The organism is Desulforhopalus vacuolatus (genome assembly GCF_016918505.1).
Lineage (GTDB): Bacteria > Desulfobacterota > Desulfobulbia > Desulfobulbales > Desulfocapsaceae > Desulforhopalus > Desulforhopalus vacuolatus.
This window is the reverse complement of record NZ_JAFFPZ010000004.1, coordinates 18,531-36,674: the sequence shown is the minus strand read 5'-3', so window position 1 is coordinate 36,674 and position 18,144 is coordinate 18,531. Positions and strand designations below refer to the sequence as shown.

The 18,144-nt window shown below is 47.3% G+C and carries 12 protein-coding genes and 1 riboswitch; of the genes, 2 read left to right on the top strand and 10 right to left on the bottom strand.

The features are described from left to right. Together JWG39_RS03815 and JWG39_RS03810 are read left to right on the top strand one after the other, a co-directional pair. The gene (locus tag JWG39_RS03815; RefSeq protein ID WP_205218037.1) at positions 1–1,443 is read left to right on the top strand and encodes a LutB/LldF family L-lactate oxidation iron-sulfur protein; all 1,443 of its coding nucleotides are present in this window, start codon (positions 1–3) and stop codon (positions 1,441–1,443) included. Further along, complete coding sequence (locus JWG39_RS03810) at positions 1,440–2,210, top strand: LutC/YkgG family protein (protein WP_205218036.1); 771 nt, start codon at positions 1,440–1,442, stop codon at positions 2,208–2,210. The genes JWG39_RS03815 and JWG39_RS03810 overlap by 4 nt, the downstream gene beginning before the upstream one ends. 509 nt (positions 2,211–2,719) lie before the next feature. Here the strand turns inward: JWG39_RS03810 and JWG39_RS03805 are convergent. From JWG39_RS03805 to JWG39_RS03760, 10 genes are all read right to left on the bottom strand, one after another. Beyond that, positions 2,720–3,325 carry a hypothetical protein gene (locus JWG39_RS03805; RefSeq protein WP_205218035.1) on the bottom strand — a complete coding sequence of 202 codons (606 nt, stop codon included), beginning with the start codon at positions 3,323–3,325 and terminating at the stop codon, positions 2,720–2,722. A gap of 96 nt (positions 3,326–3,421) precedes the next feature. Continuing rightward, on the bottom strand, positions 3,422–5,110 hold the full coding sequence (locus JWG39_RS03800; protein ID WP_205218034.1) for a sulfite exporter TauE/SafE family protein: 1,689 nt from the start codon (positions 5,108–5,110) through the stop codon (positions 3,422–3,424). 46 nt (positions 5,111–5,156) lie between these two features. Next, positions 5,157–6,815 (bottom strand): GAF domain-containing protein, encoded by a 1,659-nt coding sequence (locus tag JWG39_RS03795; protein WP_205218033.1) that lies wholly within the window; start codon positions 6,813–6,815, stop codon positions 5,157–5,159. A gap of 18 nt (positions 6,816–6,833) precedes the next feature. Beyond that, positions 6,834–9,683 (bottom strand): molybdopterin-dependent oxidoreductase, encoded by a 2,850-nt coding sequence (locus JWG39_RS03790; protein WP_205218032.1) that lies wholly within the window; start codon positions 9,681–9,683, stop codon positions 6,834–6,836. Between the two features lie 16 nt (positions 9,684–9,699). Further along, positions 9,700–10,086: a response regulator gene (locus JWG39_RS03785; RefSeq protein ID WP_205218031.1), complete on the bottom strand. Its 387-nt coding sequence runs from the start codon at positions 10,084–10,086 to the stop codon at positions 9,700–9,702. Positions 10,087–10,179: 93 nt separating this feature from the next. After that, positions 10,180–11,760 carry a two-component system sensor histidine kinase NtrB gene (locus JWG39_RS03780; RefSeq protein ID WP_205218030.1) on the bottom strand — a complete coding sequence of 527 codons (1,581 nt, stop codon included), beginning with the start codon at positions 11,758–11,760 and terminating at the stop codon, positions 10,180–10,182. Beyond that, the gene (locus tag JWG39_RS03775; RefSeq protein WP_240191975.1) at positions 11,757–12,230 is read right to left on the bottom strand and encodes a hypothetical protein; all 474 of its coding nucleotides are present in this window, start codon (positions 12,228–12,230) and stop codon (positions 11,757–11,759) included. The genes JWG39_RS03780 and JWG39_RS03775 overlap by 4 nt, the downstream gene beginning before the upstream one ends. Before the next feature lie 625 nt (positions 12,231–12,855). Continuing rightward, the gene (locus JWG39_RS03770; RefSeq protein WP_205218029.1) at positions 12,856–14,280 is read right to left on the bottom strand and encodes a sigma-54-dependent transcriptional regulator; all 1,425 of its coding nucleotides are present in this window, start codon (positions 14,278–14,280) and stop codon (positions 12,856–12,858) included. A 6-nt stretch (positions 14,281–14,286) separates the two neighbouring features. Continuing rightward, positions 14,287–15,228 (bottom strand): protein-tyrosine phosphatase family protein, encoded by a 942-nt coding sequence (locus JWG39_RS03765; RefSeq protein WP_240191974.1) that lies wholly within the window; start codon positions 15,226–15,228, stop codon positions 14,287–14,289. A 16-nt stretch (positions 15,229–15,244) separates the two neighbouring features. Further along, positions 15,245–17,692: a PEP/pyruvate-binding domain-containing protein gene (locus JWG39_RS03760; protein WP_205218027.1), complete on the bottom strand. Its 2,448-nt coding sequence runs from the start codon at positions 17,690–17,692 to the stop codon at positions 15,245–15,247. A 338-nt stretch (positions 17,693–18,030) separates the two neighbouring features. Continuing rightward, positions 18,031–18,134, top strand: a riboswitch (TPP riboswitch). Positions 18,135–18,144 lie beyond the last annotated feature (10 nt).

The following is an 18,144-nucleotide window of genomic DNA, read 5'->3' as shown; positions in this document are numbered from 1 at the left end:
ATGAGTACAATCGCACCAGAAAAATATAAAGAGAACGCCTCCAAAGGCATTGCTGATCCCGTACTGCAAAAGGCGCTGGGTGGCCTGCAGGACCGGCTCGGGCCAGCCACTGAAAAACTGTACAACAGTCAGCCCGAAGGCCACGACATGCGCCCCAGGGCACACCAGTTTCGACGTAAGGCCATTGATAACCTTGATGTCCTGCTGTCAACTCTGGCTGACAAGGTCCGGGGACATGGCGGTATTGTCCATTTTGCAAAAACGGCAGAAGAAGCTGTGGAAATCTGCAAAAAAATTGCGCTGGAGAATGACGTCAAAACTGTGGTTAAAGGTAAATCCATGGTTACTGAAGAGGTTGGCCTCAATCTCGCCCTCGAAAAAGAGGGGATAGAGGTTTATGAAACCGACCTCGGTGAATATATCCTCCAGCTCTCAGGTGAAGGCCCGACCCATATTGTTGCTCCGGCCATCCATAAAACACGTCGAGAGATTGCTGAACTCTTTACCGAAAAGCTGGGAACACCCTACACCGAAGATCCGCCCACACTTACCAGGTACGCACGGAAGGCCCTGCGCGAAAAATTTTTAAAGGCAGACATGGGGATTTCCGGCTGCAATCTTGCCTGTGCGGAAACCGGCCATATCGTGACGGTCTCCAATGAAGGCAATATCCGCATGTCGACAACCCTGCCGAAAATCCATGTGGCCTTCATGGGGATGGAACGTATCGTTGCCAATCTGGAGGAGCAGCAAAGTATTCTCCGGTTGATGTCCATGGGCGCTGCCGCACAGGAGATTGGCGGATATGTAAGCTATGTTGGCGGTCCGGCTCAGGCAGACCACAGCGACGGCCCACAGGAATTCCATCTGATCATCATTGATAATGGCCGCTCAAAGATACTGGCTGACCCGGAATTTCGCGAGATGCTCTGCTGTATCCGTTGCGGTGCCTGCCTCAATGTCTGTCCGGTCTATGGTAAAATTGGCGGCCAGGCTTATGGCTCACCGTATTGCGGTCCTGTGGGCGCCGTGGTGACACCGCTTCTCTTTGGGATCAATACTTCTGCCGACCTTTGTGCTGGCGAGACGTTGTGCGGTGCCTGCAAACAGGCATGTCCGCTGGAAATCAATCTGCCGAGGATGCTGCTGGCGCTTCGCTCCAAATTGTCCGACGGCGATCCCGACTGGCAGGTACAGCCAAAAAGCAAAGGAGAAAACCTGCTTTTTTCTGGCTGGCAGCGTTTGAACAACAACCGTAAAATCTATGATACACTGCTCGACCTCATGAGGATGCTGCAGCATCTGCTCCCGGCAAAACAGGGGATGATCACTCGTCTGCCCTGGCCCTTTTCCGGCTGGACTGCCAACCGCAACATGAAGAAGCTGGCACCAAAAACGTTTATGCAGCAATGGAAAGAGACAAAGGAGAAAAAAGACTCATGACAACTCAGAAAGATTTTATTGGGGATATCAGTACAGCACTGGGGCGTCCAACACCCGCGGCAGTCGACTTGTTTACCGTAGCACCGACCACAGCAGAGCAGGATATTCTAAAGAATATCAGGCAGCGAAGCCCCGGTGAGCGTCAGCCTTTCATAAAGACGCTGCAGGAAGTCTCCGTCCCTCTGCACCTTGATTTTCATCCTGAACGCAGCCTTGAAGATATCAGGCAGGCCATTATCACACTCATTCTTGAGAAGGATCCGGAATGGGGTACAAAAAAAAGCGTGGTTCGCTGGGACCATCCTCTGCTCAACAGCCTGAATTTGGAAGCCGCCGCAGAGCTGAAAGATATCTCTCTTTATACTACCAGCCCTGTTGCTGCGACATTGTCCGCTGAGGAGCGGCAGCAACAGCGGCAGCAGACACGAAAAGAGGTTGAGGAATCGTTTATCGGCATCACCTCAGCGGATTACTGTATTGCGGCAACCGCCACGCTGGCCATGAAGACACGCCCGGGGCAGGCACGATCTGTCTCCCTTGTTCCTTCTATTCATCTGGCCGTGGTAGAGGAGAGCAAACTGCTTGCAACACTGGAAGAGCTCTATACTCTGCTCAAGTGGGACGAGGCAGAACAGGCCGAGGGCCTGACCAACAACCTCTCGCTTGTTTCCGGCCCCAGTAAAACGGGTGACATTGAGCTGGTCATGGTGCATGGCGCTCATGGACCGCGGGAGCTGCATCTTTTTCTTGTTGCGGATCGCAGCTGACACAGTGGGACAGACGCCCAAATTGGGCGTCTCTACGGAAATCTTTTGCTTTTTCCTGCCTCCTGCCTCCTGTCTCCCTTTTCCCGTCCCTGCCTTTGAATCCGCCGATACAAAATGTAAAATTACACCTCATTGGTGAAAAATCGGCACAACAGTGATTCCAGCAATGATGTAGAGACAAGGCATGCCTTGTCTACACGGTGACAATAAACGTAACGATAACGGTGCAACCGTAACCGAATACGGAACACCGATAACCCGCGAAACATACACGCCAGATGCAACCGGGATTGGGCCTCCTTAAATAGAGGCATAACTTAATTATTCAAGGTACCTTGCCTTTATTCGCATGTTTCGATCTTTCCTTTGGCAAAAAGTTTTTCGCTGTTCCGTCTTTTGCTTTTCCCTGTCTCCCGTCTCCTTTCTCCCGTTCCCCTGCCTTTACATTCGCCAATAGAAAGTGAAAATGGCATTGAGTAAGGTCACAACTTCATAGGAATGGTATGATATTACGATTCACTCTCATGCTTATGTGAAAAGTATCGCTTTTTTAGTTGAAAACCAGCGATTAGAGAAACAAGATAGCTGAACAGGAACAGCAGGGTTACTGAGACACCTTCCATGCCAAAGGGTTTTGAGGGCAGTAGAAAGAGGTAAGGGTGTTCTGAAACGACAGGGAGAACCTTTTCATCCAGGGTGCTGTTCAACCAGGCCATAACCAGAAATATTGGTAAGAGATAGATCAGGACATAGCGAAAATAGTGTTGTGCCAGATAGATATTAAAATCTTCGTCGATGGATTGATCCGCTGAAGTAAACATGGCATCCCTGTTGTTTTTATCAGGGATAACAGTGATATTGTCTCGTTCAGCTTTTTGGGCAGCAAATTTCTTTTGAAATATTTTTTCTTTGGTTTCAACATCGAGCCATTTGCGAAGAAGAAATGCAAAGAGAACAGTGCTGACAGCAATAATTACAACCTGCCCGCTATAAGGAATGCCAGCAAGAGACATGGTGTCGAGAAAGATGAACGTAAACAGGTCTCGAACACAGAGTATCAGTGGTTGAATTCCTCTGTAAAAGATGTAATCAAGAAGAGTATTCAAGAGTTCCATAAATCCACACTTCCATAAGGTATTGTGTGCATTACAAAAAACAATAAGGGTGAGAGTCTCCTCTCACCCTTATTGTCGGAATGTACTGAAAGGTCCTTAACGCATGAACCAGATGAGTCCAGTGTAATTCAAGCAGGTCAGGATCAAGGCACCGGCGAGAAGACGCTTCAGAAAAATTTCAGGCATCTTTTTCTGAAGTTTTGGTCCTACGAGGCCACCGCACATGGCACCGGCTGCGATCAGAGCTGCCATAATCCAGTCAGGCTGGTATCCCATCATAACATATTTGGCAATGCCGCCAATAGAGGTTGCAAAGGCGCCTGCCAGGGCAATGGGTACTGCCAGATACATGGGATAGCCAACCATGGTGGTCATAAAAGGCATGAACATGAATCCGCCCCCTACACCAAAGGAGGAGGCAATAATGCCCATGACAATACCACCAAAGAGCATCAGCATTGGCTGGGCAACAAATGTCTCGCCCCAGAACCGCATTTCAAATTTAACGGGATTAAATTTATCAAATTCAATGGAACCAAGCTGCATGGCCTTGCCTGATACTTTGGCTTCTTTCACTGCTGCATTAAACTTTTGGACAATGGCCTTCATTGCCTTTTTCTTTTCAATGGAACCAGGCAGAGACTCGATATATAATTTGACACCGATAACCAGGCAGATTATTCCAAGATAAAATTTAAATGCTGCAAGGTTGAGATACTTTGCTGAGAGTGGGGGTCCAATAAAGAAGGCGCCAATGACGATTCCAAGAGCAAATGGAATCGCTACCGGATAGGCGAAGCGTTTTTCTTTAAAATAACTGAGCAGTCCACTGATAGGAGAACACAAAGTGAGAAAAAGGTTGGTGGGTTTTATGGTGTTCCCGGCGTTGATACCAACAGGGCCATTGGTGCCAATGGCAGTAATCTGAAAAGCTGCGGTAAACAATCCACCGGCAGCACCCATGATAACGAAAAGAATCCCGATGATAAAAGCACCAAAAAAGATAACCAGGGGGTTCATGTAGACGTTGCCTGTCTTGAAGAAGTATCCTGATTTCTCAATGCTGAAGGTGTTAATCTTCTGACCATTTACATAAACCGCCATTACCGTATCAGGGGCGATGTTTTTGTAAGGAGCAACAGTAACTGAGAACTTGCCTGTGGCCTTGTCCAGCTGCAGAGAGACGCCTTTATTCCATTGCTCGGTCTGCGCAGCATAATCACTCATGATCATTCGGGCATTACCGCCAGTACTCGGCTTTTCCTTGACAACGGTATTTATTCCGAACTTGTTTTCATGAGTGAAGGTGAGCATTTTCCATTGACTCTCACTGTTGACAGGTCCCATCATGGCCTGAACAGCAGGATCAATATCACCCCATGCCTTAATTTTGTTCACCTTGACATCATACTTGAATGGCGGGAACGCAAATATGCCTGAAGTCTGGCCTTTGGGAGAGACTGTAGGCGTCGCCAGTTTATCCGGACTATTTGTAACCACGTAAAAAGATGTAGGGATGGCTGTATCACCAAAGGCATTTTTCCCATCCTGGCCATGTATCAACCGTTCTCTTTCTTTGGGGCCGAGGGCATCTTTTGCAGAAAATAATTTGTCGGTAGAGACAACCACAAAGAGATCCTGGCCGGGATCAATAGTACCTTCAACCCCGATGGCTCCCCCTGCTTTTACCTTATCGGCACTTAATGTGGCCTGAGTGGCCATTGCATTGCTGCTCACAAACACTGCGCCTGCAAGAACAATAAAGAGCAGTAAAATTCGTTTCATACTTTCTCCTTTTTGGGGCTGGTTCGTTAACCAGCGTTTTTAAACATCACTTTATTTTGACAATTTTGGTATCACCGACATAGTCACGGCTTTCAAAGCCGGTCATACTGGTCATTTTTCCCGTCAGGACCCTGATCTCTTTAAGGTTCCTGATAATTGTACCCATGTCATCAATGAGTTCCTGTTCCTTCAGATCTTCTTCAAGGAATTGAGCAGTGCCCAGGGCCGCAAACAGTGGTGAGTTGATTTCATGGGCAACTGTTCCTGCAAGCTCCACAACTCCCTGAAGCTTAACCCGTTCCAGCTGTTCTTCTTCCAGCTGTTTTTGGGCCGTAATATCACGTATAACTTCAATCACATATTCAATCTTTCCATCCGGTCCACGTATAGGCGAAGCAGTACGCTCACACCAGTTTACCTTGTCGTTCTGGATGGTTTTGTGGGTAAAGGCAGTACTCTTTTCAGTTCTCAAGACCCGGCTTATCGGACACTCCATTATATCACAATCCTGATTCTGCCAGAGTGTATCATAGCTGGAGCCCAGCAGCTCTGTTTCGAAGTGGCCCATCTCTTCCTGTAAAACCTTGTTCACCAGCACCAGGCGTTTGTCCCTGTCAACAACCAGGAGTTTCGGCCTGATACAGTCCAGAATATTTGTCAGAAAATGCTCATTTTCCTCAATCTGGTTACAAAGCAGGCTGATCTGTTGATAGGTTTTGGCGTTACGGATGGCAAGTCCCCCAACCTCTGCCGCAGTGACTGCAAAGTTAATTTCACTGCTGGTAAAACAGTGAGATTTCTCGGAAAGGATGCGCAGCACCCCGATAACCTCAGACCTTGCTTTGATGGGTACGGAAAGCAGAGATTTAATACCCTCTCTTTCCATGTGTTTTTTGTAGGAAATGCGGTCGTCCTGGCTCACATTATAGATGGAAACCGGAGAACCGGAGAGGGCCGCCTCTACGTTCTTTTCATTTTCCACATGCCCCCGCTGCAGATACGTCTCTGACAGCCCATGGGAGGCCACCAGATCCAGCTGATTGGTTTGAGTCTGTACAAGACGGATAGTACAACCCTTGCAGCCCAGAGACCGGGGGAGGCGCTCGGCTATGGTATCAAGGATTGCTGACAGATCGAGACTGGAATTGACGAGAGTAGAGATCTCCTGAATCTCTTTCATGAAATTCACCTGGTTGTCCATCTCGTTGAACATCCTGCTGTTGGAGATGGCCATTCCTACCTGTTCACCAAGGGCCATGGAGAAAGAAATTTCGTCGGCCGTAAAAATTCGCTTTTCCCGAGTCAGGAGCCGAAGCATCCCGATGATGGAGTCTTGAAAAATGATGGGCAGGGTGAGTACGGATTTTACACCCTCACCCTGCACCAGTTCCTGATCATGGTAATCAGCCTTCTGGTCCATATCTGTTCTGGCAACTGGATACCCGGAACGGATCATCTCTATGGTCTCTTCTGTATCAATCCTGAAGCGGGAGAGATACTCTACAGACAGGCCATGGGCAGCACCCATAACAAACTGACCGGTCTCGGAATCAAGGAGGCGAATGGTCGCCGCGTCCACTGCCATGAGATCTGGAAGACTGCAGACGATGGTATCCATCACCTGCTGATGGTCCAGGACCATGGAAGTCAGTTTGGTTACCTTCTGAAGGACCTTGAGATATTTTTGTTCCTGTAACAAGGGCATGGACCTGTCTGGCTTTGATCAGATTTTTTCTATTCTGGTCTTGATATATTTCAAGGGCGGTGTTGCCGTCCATTTGCAGGCTGTATTCGGCCGTAAAAGCGTGTTGCTGTTAAAGCCCTTGTACTGTGGATACTTGGGATCCCCTTCAAGGCCATACTTATGGCCAAAGCCTCCGGCAGTTGCAAGGACACCCTGGCGAATTCCCCAGGTGACTTTGGCTGTTGCCTCAACAGAGTTCCACGGTGAACTGACCTTCACTGCGTCACCATCAGCAATTCCCAGCTTTTTGGCATCCACATAGTTGATCCATACCGGATTGTTGCCGCAGGCCTTCATCAAAGAGACGTTCCAGAAGGTTGATGTGTGTTCATGTTCGAGTACCCGGAAAAATCCAAGGACCATCGGGTGGTCATCATCCGGCTCAAGTTCCGGCCAGTCTTCCCAGGGGGTTTTGTAGTCGGGAAGGCCATCCACTCCATTTGTTTCAGCCAGAGGATTTATGAAGTTGTACTTGCCGGTCGTCGTGTTTCCGGATGAACCGTATCCGGCTGGCGGGTTCATAGACCCCCATTCCTTATATTTGTAATACTCCTGCTCGTCCGTGATGTAATATCCAACCTTGCGCAATTCTTCCAGGGTGACAGGTTGATTCCTGAGCTGATTTTCCAGGAACTCATCTTCATCCTTCCAGTTGAAGAACTCCCCGTAGCCCAGCCGTTTGGCAATCTCCTGAAAGATGGAGACAACAGACCTGGAATTATACATGGGTTCGATGGCCCGCTGAAACAGTGAGATAAAGGACTCATACATCCAGTCGGCAATGACTCTGCTCTGTTCGAGATACGTGCAGTCGGGCAGAACCACGTCACAGAGTTCGGTGGTGTTGGACATATAACAGTCGATGGAACAGGAGAATTCCAGTTTTTCGATGGCTCGTTTTATTGATGGCTCACTGCCGCTGGACATAACCGGGTTACCAAAGTAACAGAGCATGGCCTTGAGTTTGCCTTCATCCACATCTTTTTCAAAATAGGCAGGAATCCAGCCACTCCAGAGACGTCCCTTGTCAAGCTTGGTTTTGGGTTCATTATTGGGTGGCGTGGGCTGGTTATCGCCCCAGGCGGAGGCAAGTTTTTTCTTCCGGACAAGGGCCGGTCCACCAGGTGCATCAAAGGTGCCCATCAGGCCGTTCATGGCCATGAGTGCCTGCGTGGCGTGGAAGGTGTTCGCTCCCTGGCTGACCCCGGTCCAGCTGTTGGTTCCTACCGCCGGGGCTGCACTGGCAAATTCCTGGGCCAGGCGGGTAATGGTGCCTGCTGAAATGCCACAGATCTCGGCAGCCCATTCGGGTGAACGTACGATACCGTCCTCTTCACCAAAGAGACGTTTCTTAAAGGCCTCAAAGCCATACGTCCATTTTTCAACAAACTCTTTATCATAGAGATCTTCCTTGACCAGCACATAGCACATGGCCATTGCCATGGCGCCATCGGTTCCGGGCTTAATGGCAATCCACTCCGAAGCAAGATCGGCCGTCTCACTGCACCGGGGATCGATTACCACCAGCTTGCAGCCACGCTTGACCGCCTTTTTCAGATCAGCAACTTTTCGCTGTCCGGCAGAGGTTGCCAGCTCATTCATACCAAACAGCATGATAAATTCTGAATTTTCATAATCAATCCAGGGACGCTTCTCGCTCAAGTTTTTTTCATTTGCCATACGTGCCGGATTGTCGCACATTTGTCGATGGGTCGTCTTGTTTGGAGTACCGTAGGCAGACATAACCGCTTCGTGACACCAGCTGTTGAAGTCATTGCCCCGGTGAAAGCCAACTTCTGAGGGATGAATCCGTTTCAGATTCTCCACGATACGATCAAGGGCCTCTTCCCAGCCAGCCTTGCGAAATCTCCCGTTTTCTTTAATCAGGGGGCTTTTCAGCCTGTAGGCGGAGTACGTGTTATTGTGGGCGTTTCCGCCTTTAATACAGAGTCTGCCAGCACCCTTCGGGTCCCCGGCCAGTCCCTTGCAACCAGTGATGATATTGTCTTTAACCCGCACTTCCTGACCACAGAGGCCCAGACAGATGTAACAATGGGATTTGACACTTCTTGCTTTTTCCGGTGCAACTGCTCCCTCAGCAAGAGTGACGTATTCATCGCCAAGTTCCAATGCTGCAATGGCCGAACTCATCTGTTCCAGGATAAATCCGTAGGAATCATCAGTGACCTGCTGGGAGAGCATGGCAAAGCTGAACATACGCTCGTGGAAGAGAAAACTCATGGTGATCTCTGCCAGGCCTCGATAAAATGCAGTCCGGGATGCACTGGTGAGCACTGCTGAAAATTCTACCACCCAGCCCATGAGATGATTGCGCAGAAATTCGAACTCAGCCTCCTGACTTACTTCTTTACAGGCCGCCTGTTCGGTCAAATAACGCATGAGTTCAAGTTCCACTGCGATATGGTCGTCCAGATCAAGATAGTCTTTGTTTTTGTGCAGGCCAGCCTTGTTCAGGACTTCGCGAATTTTTACCACCGGTTCCTGCATTACCAGGGGGTCCCGTGTGGTATAACAGGACTCATAGGGAAATGCGGGATTGTTGCCGGCATTGAGAAACAGATCGGCATATTCGTAGCGGAGTTCGTTAAAAACGTTCTCTGCCGATGAAGACGTTATGCCTCCGCACATTCGATCCAGACCGGAGCAGAAATCCTGAATAGTGCAGGCATCCTGGAGTTTTTTTATCTGGTCAAGAAAGGAGCTTTCTCCCATCTTTTTGATAAGCTGCAGAGGAATTTCGTCGCGATAGAGGGTGGAAAGAAACTGATAGATTTTGGCTCGGGCCAGATTTGTTGCTTTAATATCCATTATGTGTCCCTTTTTTTTAGACTCTCATCGCACTTTTATTGCTTCGTGATTGCAGAACTTTTTCAACTTTTTCTTCCAGCTCATCACGGTCAATGGGTTTAACGCAGTATTCATCAGCACCGAGACTGATTGCCTCACGTGCTGTTTCAACGGTAGGGTAACCGGTGAGCATAATAGCCTTCATGGCCGGCTGTGCCTCTTTCAAAAAGCCCAGCACTTCAACGCCGCTCATTTTCTCCAGTTTGATGTCGAGAATAGCGAGATCAATCTTGTTTTTCTTCGCATAGGCTATAGCCTCATCTTCATCGGTAAAACTGTGTACGGTATGTCCTTTTTTGGAAAGAATTTTCCCGATCAGTATCGTTGCGTCCTGTACATCATCCAGAGATAATATTTCAGCCATGAGATTCCTCTTGTTGTGTAATTTTTTTCACCATCAAATGTTTTTTACTCTTTTCACTGAGGGGTGCCTCGAAGATGAACGAATGCAGAGTGTTCAAGGTTCCCTGTGGTTATCCTTTATTACAATCGCTGATTCCAGTGGTGGTACCGGAAGTTTTACATGTAAAGCCGTTCCTTTCAATTCTCCATCTGCAGTCTGCACCGGGCTCTCAACTTCGATAACCCCGCCATGTTCTTTGATAATGCCATAGGAAACAGAAAGGCCGAGACCTGTTCCCTTACCTACGGATTTTGTTGTAAAGAAAGGATCAAAAATCTGTGCCATAACTTTTTTGGGAATACCGTGTCCGGTATCCCTTATGGTGGCTGTCACCTGGTCCCTCTCTTTTTCATAATGGCAGGACAGGAACAATTTACCGCCTCCCTGTTCTTCCATGGCATGACGGGCATTATTGACAAGATTGACGAAGACCTGCCGCAATTTCTCGGGGTCTCCCACAATGATCGGCAGGTCTTCGTCGAAATCACGGGAGACCTTTATATGGTCCATGTTCAGGGAATGTTCTGTCACTGCCAGGACATCCTCCAGGATTTCATTGAGCAAAATGTTTTCCCGGGCACTTTCTGACTGGCGTGAAAATTTGAGGAGGTCCGCAACAATTTTTCGACATGCTTTGGCCTGCCGTTCGATAACTTCCAGGTTTTGCCCTTCTTCACTTTCAGGGCTGAAGTCATCCATCATCAACTGGGCATACCCAAGAATAACCCCCAGTGGTGTGTTGACTTCATGGGCAACACCGGCCGCCATCTGTCCGACAGAGGCCATCTTTTCACTGGAGGCCAGTTGCTTCATCATGGTCCTGACTCTGGTGAGATCCTTGGCAATACCCTCGCAGCCGCTAAATTTTTGATTCTCATCAAAGATAGCCGTGGCAGAGAGAAGTACATAAATAACTGTACCCTCGGCCCGGACAAATTCCACTTCCAGGTCTTGTACAAACCCCATGGTGGTGAGGGCTTCGGTGTACTTTTCCAAATCTTCCGGGTTATAGAAGATATCCTGTAATCCCAGTTGCGGCGCCTGCTGCATGGAATATCCAAGCATCTCAAATCCTGCAGGGTTCATGGTCCCGATTCTGGTTGTTGCGTCGCAGAAATAAACCATGTCCTTGGAATTCGTGAAGAAATTCCGGAATTTCTTTTCTGATTCGGAGAGTTTTTGGGTTCGATTTTCTACTATTTTCTCTAAATTTTCGTTCAATTTTAGAAGTTTGTCTGCTGATACTTCAAGCTGTTCATTGGCAATTCTCAAACTGTCTGCTTTTTTCTGAATAGCCTGGTATCCTTCTATTCCTTTGTGATAATAAATAGTTACGGCTGCAAGGGAAGTCATCAGCAGGGTGTTGAAGCCCCCGGTGTATGGGGCGAGTACATGCCACTGTTCTGTATAACCAAAAATCAGCAGAATTTGTTTAAGGAGGTGTCCAAGGGCTCGAGAAACAGAAAAACACCCCAGAGTCAGACAAAAATAGAAAAGAAAACCCCAGAGAAAATTTTCCGGCTGCCTGCGAATAAGGAGCCAGGCATAGCGAAGGGAAAGAAATGAGAGGACGATAATAATAAAAGATCCTGCCATATCTACGAGAATGGCAGGAAGCATGGGAAGACTGGTCATACTTCTTTCTCCTCCATGGTGTTGCGGTATAATGTTTTCATTCCCAGATAAAGGAAAAAGAGTGCGGGAATACTAAAGAGATGATCGAGTTTGGTGAAATAATACCAGAACTTCAAACTGGTAAAAGGACCCAGGATGCGGGTGCCCAGGTATCCAGTGTCACTGCTGAAAGTGACACTGCCTGCCAATGCGTCAAGGGCGTGCCCGGTAAAGGCCACCACATTCCAGAGTATCATGAAAAAACAGAAAATCTGGAGATAACGCCATCCTTTTGACTTGAATACAGCGTGTCGGATACCCCAGAAAAGATAACACAATGCCGCAGTATAAAAGATGTGGGCAAATTGATGGACATACAAACCTTCAGGAGCACCATGACTTTGAACAGCCCACGCACTTCCGGGAAACATCGTCAGCAGTAAAAAGAGGAGAAAGGGAAAGATCCTGTGGAGTCGTTTTTGAACGTTCATATCGTAACCATCCAAAGTGTGAGTACGTAGAAATTATTTCCGTGCTTTTGTGAAAAGAATTTCGTGAAGGTACGTATGCTGGCTTACCGTCATCTCCGGTATCAGGCTTATTCCTGAATTTGTTCAGATCTGGGCCACAACAACGGAGCAATGGTTTGCATTTATTTTATTGTAAGCATATACAATACCAAAAGTTATTTTTTTTTTGTAATAAAAAGAACTGACTCGGATAATCAGTGAGTTACTGCTGATGATGTACAACTGGAGGTAAAGAGGATTTGAAAAATATGGGACCAAAAGTGCATCATAAATGATGCACAGCATTATTTATGATGCACCTGTAGATCTTTCACCATCGGATATCGAATTCATGGTATTTTTAATAATCAATCTTTCGTCTCCCTTCTTCGTTACAGTAAAAAAATTATTTTTGTAATATCAAAGTCATAGATCCGGGAAATTTCTTCCTGTGCCTTAAATATAAACAGAAAAGAAGGTTCTTAAAGATACCTTTTTACGGCTGAACGTGACTGAACTACAGAGGTGCTGAGCCATGAAAAATGGGGTGCCTCATAATGGATGCATGGCCGGGTCGAGGTCTTTTGCCTGGATGAAAGGTCTGTACTCAGTTTCTAAAGGATTCAGACTGGATATTGAAACGCTGCATCAGGCGCTGAAACGATTGACGTCCCAAACCGCTTTCACGGGCTGCAGCCGATACATTTCCACTATTCCCAGTCAGGGCTTTCTTGAGGTAGGTGGTAGTGAAATACTTCATCACTTCCACTTTGGCTTCATTATACGGCAGTCGGTGGATGCAGATGGGAACGACGCTCCCTGCATTGTTTGTGGATTCATTTTCTGCGAACTCTTCAGGACTGAGAAGGTTGTCGGGAGTTATAATATTTGCCGGTGTCAATAAAACAGCACGGTTGATTCTGCTCTGCAGCTCACGGACATTTCCCTTCCACTCCCTGCGCTCCAGACATTGCAGCGCTTCCGGGGAAAACTCCATCCCCTTACGCTGATATTCCTCCATATAAACGTGTAAAAAATGAAGAGCCAGCAAAGGAATGTCCTCCTGCATTTCATCAAGTGACGGCATGGTTACAGTCATTACATTCAAGCGATAAAAAAGATCCTCTCGAAATTCACCTTGAGCTATCTTCGCCTCAAGATCCTGATTCGTTGAGGCAAGGACTCTTACATCCACTTTTACAGTGCTGGTTTGGCCGAGAGGCTGAATCTCTTTTTCCTGCAGAACGCGAAGGAGTTTGGTCTGAAGATAAACGGGAATATCAGCAATTTCATCAAGAAGAATGGTGGAGCCCGATGCTTCAAGAAAGAGTCCGTCCTTATCTCTATCCGCTCCGGTAAAAGCTCCTTTTACATATCCAAAGAGTTCACTTTCAAGAATCTGTTCCGGCAGGGCGGGGCAATTTATTGTGATCATTTTTTGTTGCCGGCGTTTGCTCATCTGATGGATTGTCCGTGCAGCAACTTCTTTCCCGGTTCCGGATTCTCCACGAATCAAAACAGTAGCATCGCTCTGTCCGAGCCTCGTTAAAAGATTTATGGTACGCCGCAGAGCATTACTCTGACCTATAAATTCAGTGGGTCTGTCACTTTTTTGCAACTCCTTGTGTAATTGAAGGTTTTCACGCAACAGCAGTGTCCGTTCAAAGGCTCGCTGAATAATGAGACATATCTTCGTATTATCAAAAGGTTTTTCTAAAAAGTCATATGCGCCATTCTTCAGCGCTGTAACCGCCATTTCTATGGTGCCGTAGCCCGTCATAATAACAATACTGACAGTTCTATCCAACTCGGAGACTTTGGCAAGAAGTTCCAGCCCGTCCATATCGGGCATGACAATATCAGTCATGATCACATCCGGGTGCCAGGTTTTTATTTTTTCCAGAGCCTCTACACCAGACTGGGCAAAGGAGACATCACAGGCACATTTTTTTGTAAAAACCTTACGCAGAAGAACGAGTAAATCCTTTTCATCATCTACAATAAGTAACCGTTTTGACGTTTCCTCTTTCATCTTCTGCTACTCCTTTTTTCCATCCCGCATTGCCTGGAAATACTGCTGCACAAAACGCCCGGACACTGTATCAATAATGGAAAAATGTAATGTTTCACTCGACAGAAAAGAATCGGTCAGGGCAAAAAATATCTCTCTCGAAATCTGTGTTGTTCTCTTTTTAAATGTATTTTTCTGTTCTTCATTTTCAATTCTGCGACAATGTAACGGCCGCTGATCACATATCAAACAGCTTCCCTCTGCAAAAAGAGGGCAGGAGTATTGCTCCGGGGGGACATCTTTGAGTGCCTTTTCAAGGACATCATTACGTTTTTTACGACTGAGTTTTGAGTTTACGGTATGGCTGAGATACACCGCCTCAATCAGCTGTAACTGAAAAGGCTGCAGACATACGGCAGTATCAATTGCCGGATTTCCTGCTTCTGCCAGCAGGGTTTCGTAATCACCGAAGAACGGAAGCAAATCAATGGTGGCGGGGTTTTCAATGCTTGCTTCTCTTGCATCCAGCTGTCCCTGCTGCTTACTGTATTTTTTGAGAAGCTTCCACTGGCTGTAGTTGGTGGGATTTGCCCTGGTTCCTTTGAGCTTCTTCTCCGTATATTTCAGTGCCAGCCCCCGCCGCAGCAAATAGGCAGAGATGAAAGTCCCTGTACGCCCATGTCCATGGCGACAATGAACCAGAACCTTTTTCTTTAAATAGAGGGCCTCATCCAGCCATTCCAACGCTTCTTTCATCTTTTCCATATCCGGGGCACATTCATCCGGAGTGGGAAGAAAACATACTTCAAAACCTGCTTGTTCTTCAATCTCATGAAGATCAGTAAACTCTCCGCAGAGATTGACAATGGCCCCTATCCCCTGGTCTTTGATAGAATCAAGCTCTTCGTAAGACATGGGAGCATATCCCACCGCCAGCTGGCTTGTCAGCCAGGTAATTTTATATGACATATCTGATCCTCTCATTTTACGCGGCATCTTCCCAGAATGCTCTCACCTGTTCCTGCACCATACGTTTATCTTTGAGGCGCATATCCATCAATTTGGTGATTCCCAGAAGGCGTCCCACAACCTGTAACTGTTTTAATGTTTCTTCTGCGGTTTTGTGCTGGAGCCTGGCATCCAGAAGATCTCCATTAGCAGTCACCTGAAAACCACTCTCTTTGAGAATAGTCGCAACATACTCAATTCGCAGGCTGCGTCCGGAAAAATCACCACCTCCTCCCGCAAAGCGCAGCTGGCAATAATTTTTCACGGCATTTTTCTCACAGATGGCATCTACCAGAGTAAAATGATATCCAAAACGTAAGTTGAAATTCACGTAATTGGCTCCGATTACTGCAAAGCTGGCAAATTCTGATCCGCTTTTAAAGGCAACTCCTCCGGCCAGTGCAATATCATCGAAACTTTTCCAATCAAAATGGGAACGATCCTCCCACTTCACAGCAGGGTGGGTCAGCCCTTCCCAGAGAGCAAGAAAGGGGGCTGAACACACTTCCTCTACCTCTATACCCTCCTTTTCGCTGTCTTTTGTCTGCAGGCCGCCACCGACATCCAGCAGGAAAATATCAAGGGGCAGCCTGGAAATTAATTTTCTTTTTTCTTTTGACCTGCCACTGCCTCTGTCACCAAGAAAAAACATCGTCCGTACTGCCTGTTCATGAGAAAATCGTATGATATCATGAAGGGAACGACAGGACTCAGGAACAAAATTTTTAGAGTCTGGATCAAGTAGATTCAGTGGAGTTACAAAACCCAGAAGACCATGCAGTCTTCGAAAATAGGGGAGAGCTGCTTCCTTTTCATACAGTGCCACGGTTTTTTGTGGCGGCAGACAATCTCCCTGCCACAGTTCCTGGATATCTGTAAAAAGGCTGAGTTTTTCACCCTGCGTAATTTTTTGAATATTGTCGCCCACAGCCAGGAGCAGGGGCACCCCAAATTCTCTGCAGACTGTGGAAAAATGACCAGCCACAGAACCAAGTTCTGCTACCACTCCACTCACTCGTTTCAAAACACGAACAGCAGAAGGCAGGGCCTCCCCGAGGATCAGCACAGATCCCAGGGGAACATCTTCCAGAGGATACCCGGGACCGGCAATGTACGCAGGACCGCAGGCCTGTCCCATCGCTGCGGTCACACCAGCCTTGAACAGCAGACGGCCTTTATTTTCAAGAGGTGCTGTTTTTTCAGAAGCTGTTATGGAATGCTGCACACCAAGGGGCCGGCACTGGAGAAAGACAAGATGTTGCTGTTGTGTAATTAACCATTCAACATCTCTTGGGGAATGAAAATGATCAGCAATGATCTGCCCCATTTGTCGAAGAGTGTCAATCTCATGGTCCGTTAATATCTTTGTACCTCCTGGGGAGCTGTCACTCTTTTCATGCAACCCATAGGATTCAGGAATAATACGCCCACTGACCAGTGCGTCTCCTTCCCCACGAACAACATGGATGGAAATATCCTGTTCTCCCTCTCCAGAGGGATCAGCCGTATACAAGACTCCACTGGTCTTTGCGGCAACCATCTCAAGGACCAGCACCGCCATTCCTGTCTCCTCATCTCCGAGGCCGGAAGAGATGCGATACGCCAGGGCTTCCGGGGTGTATTTGCTGCTGATCACCCTGCGCCAGGCATCAAGGATATTATCACCGGCAACATTGAGCAGAGTCAGGTACTGTCCAGCAAAAGAACAGGGTCCGTCTTCATTGAGACAGCTGCTGCGCACAGCCACAAGTGGGGGATCGTCAAATCCACTGGCAAAATGTTTCCAGGCAGCAGTCACTTTTTTACTGATATCAGGAGGAATCTCAGCATGTTTGATCAATTTGCTGAGTCGGACAGAGGCCTCCTCCAGGCTGCGGGGTTCCCGGCTCTTAATGTCACAGAGAATATCATCAACGGGTTTGCGAAGGTCGTTGTACTCTATGAAATAATTGAAGCTGTTCACTGTAATCACAAAGCCTTCAGGAATATCAAGATTGAGCTCTGATCCCAATGTTGCCAGTTGAGAAGCTTTGCCTCCGACAAGTTCTTCCCTGCCAACCCCTTCCTGAAGAGAACACACATAGGGAGGATCCGTATCAAGCGGGGGAGGGGCAAGGAGAAATGTGCTGTAAAAGTCAAACTTTTTATAATAGCTTTTCAGGCTGGCATGGGATCCGGGAGTCATTCTTTCCAGACTTTCCACCATACCCAGAACATCTGCAGAAAATTTTTCATATCGATTCCGTATGCTGCTGAAATCTTCTTTTGTTCCCTGATAGTACAGAGCCTCCAATTCTGCCATCTCCTTATGGGTCAGGGTGTCATACTCCAGGAGTTCCTGAAAAGCTTCATAAGTAGAGCGCAGTATCGCACCGGGAGCAAAGACTCTGCAGGTCAAGTATTTAAAAAGATTGCTGAAAGACACTCTTAACCTCTTAGATGTAATCTAAAAAATTGATATTGCACTTCGTCAAAGCGTTTACCACATTCTTTACCTTCATAGTGTTGAACTCTTTTCAGTCGTTGTTAAAAGAAAAATGGTATTTTACCAGGTTACGACCCCGAAACGCAACATGAGCCAAGAATAAAATGCCTTTTTTCGCTGTTCCGTCTTTCATAAGAGCACCTCGAAACAGTCTCATTCCACAACGGATGTTATCAAGTGTTGTTGCCCTGCTTTTTCCTGCCTCCTGCCTCCTTTTTCCTTTTTTTCTTGTACACGGTTGACAAATCGATCCACCACAGGGAATATAGACGACATAGTTTTTTTGCTGGGGGAGCTTTAACAGCTGAGAAGGACCGAAACGTCCTGACCCTTGGAACCTGATGCGGGTAATACCGACGTAGGGAAGCGGATCATGTATCATTCACTTCATT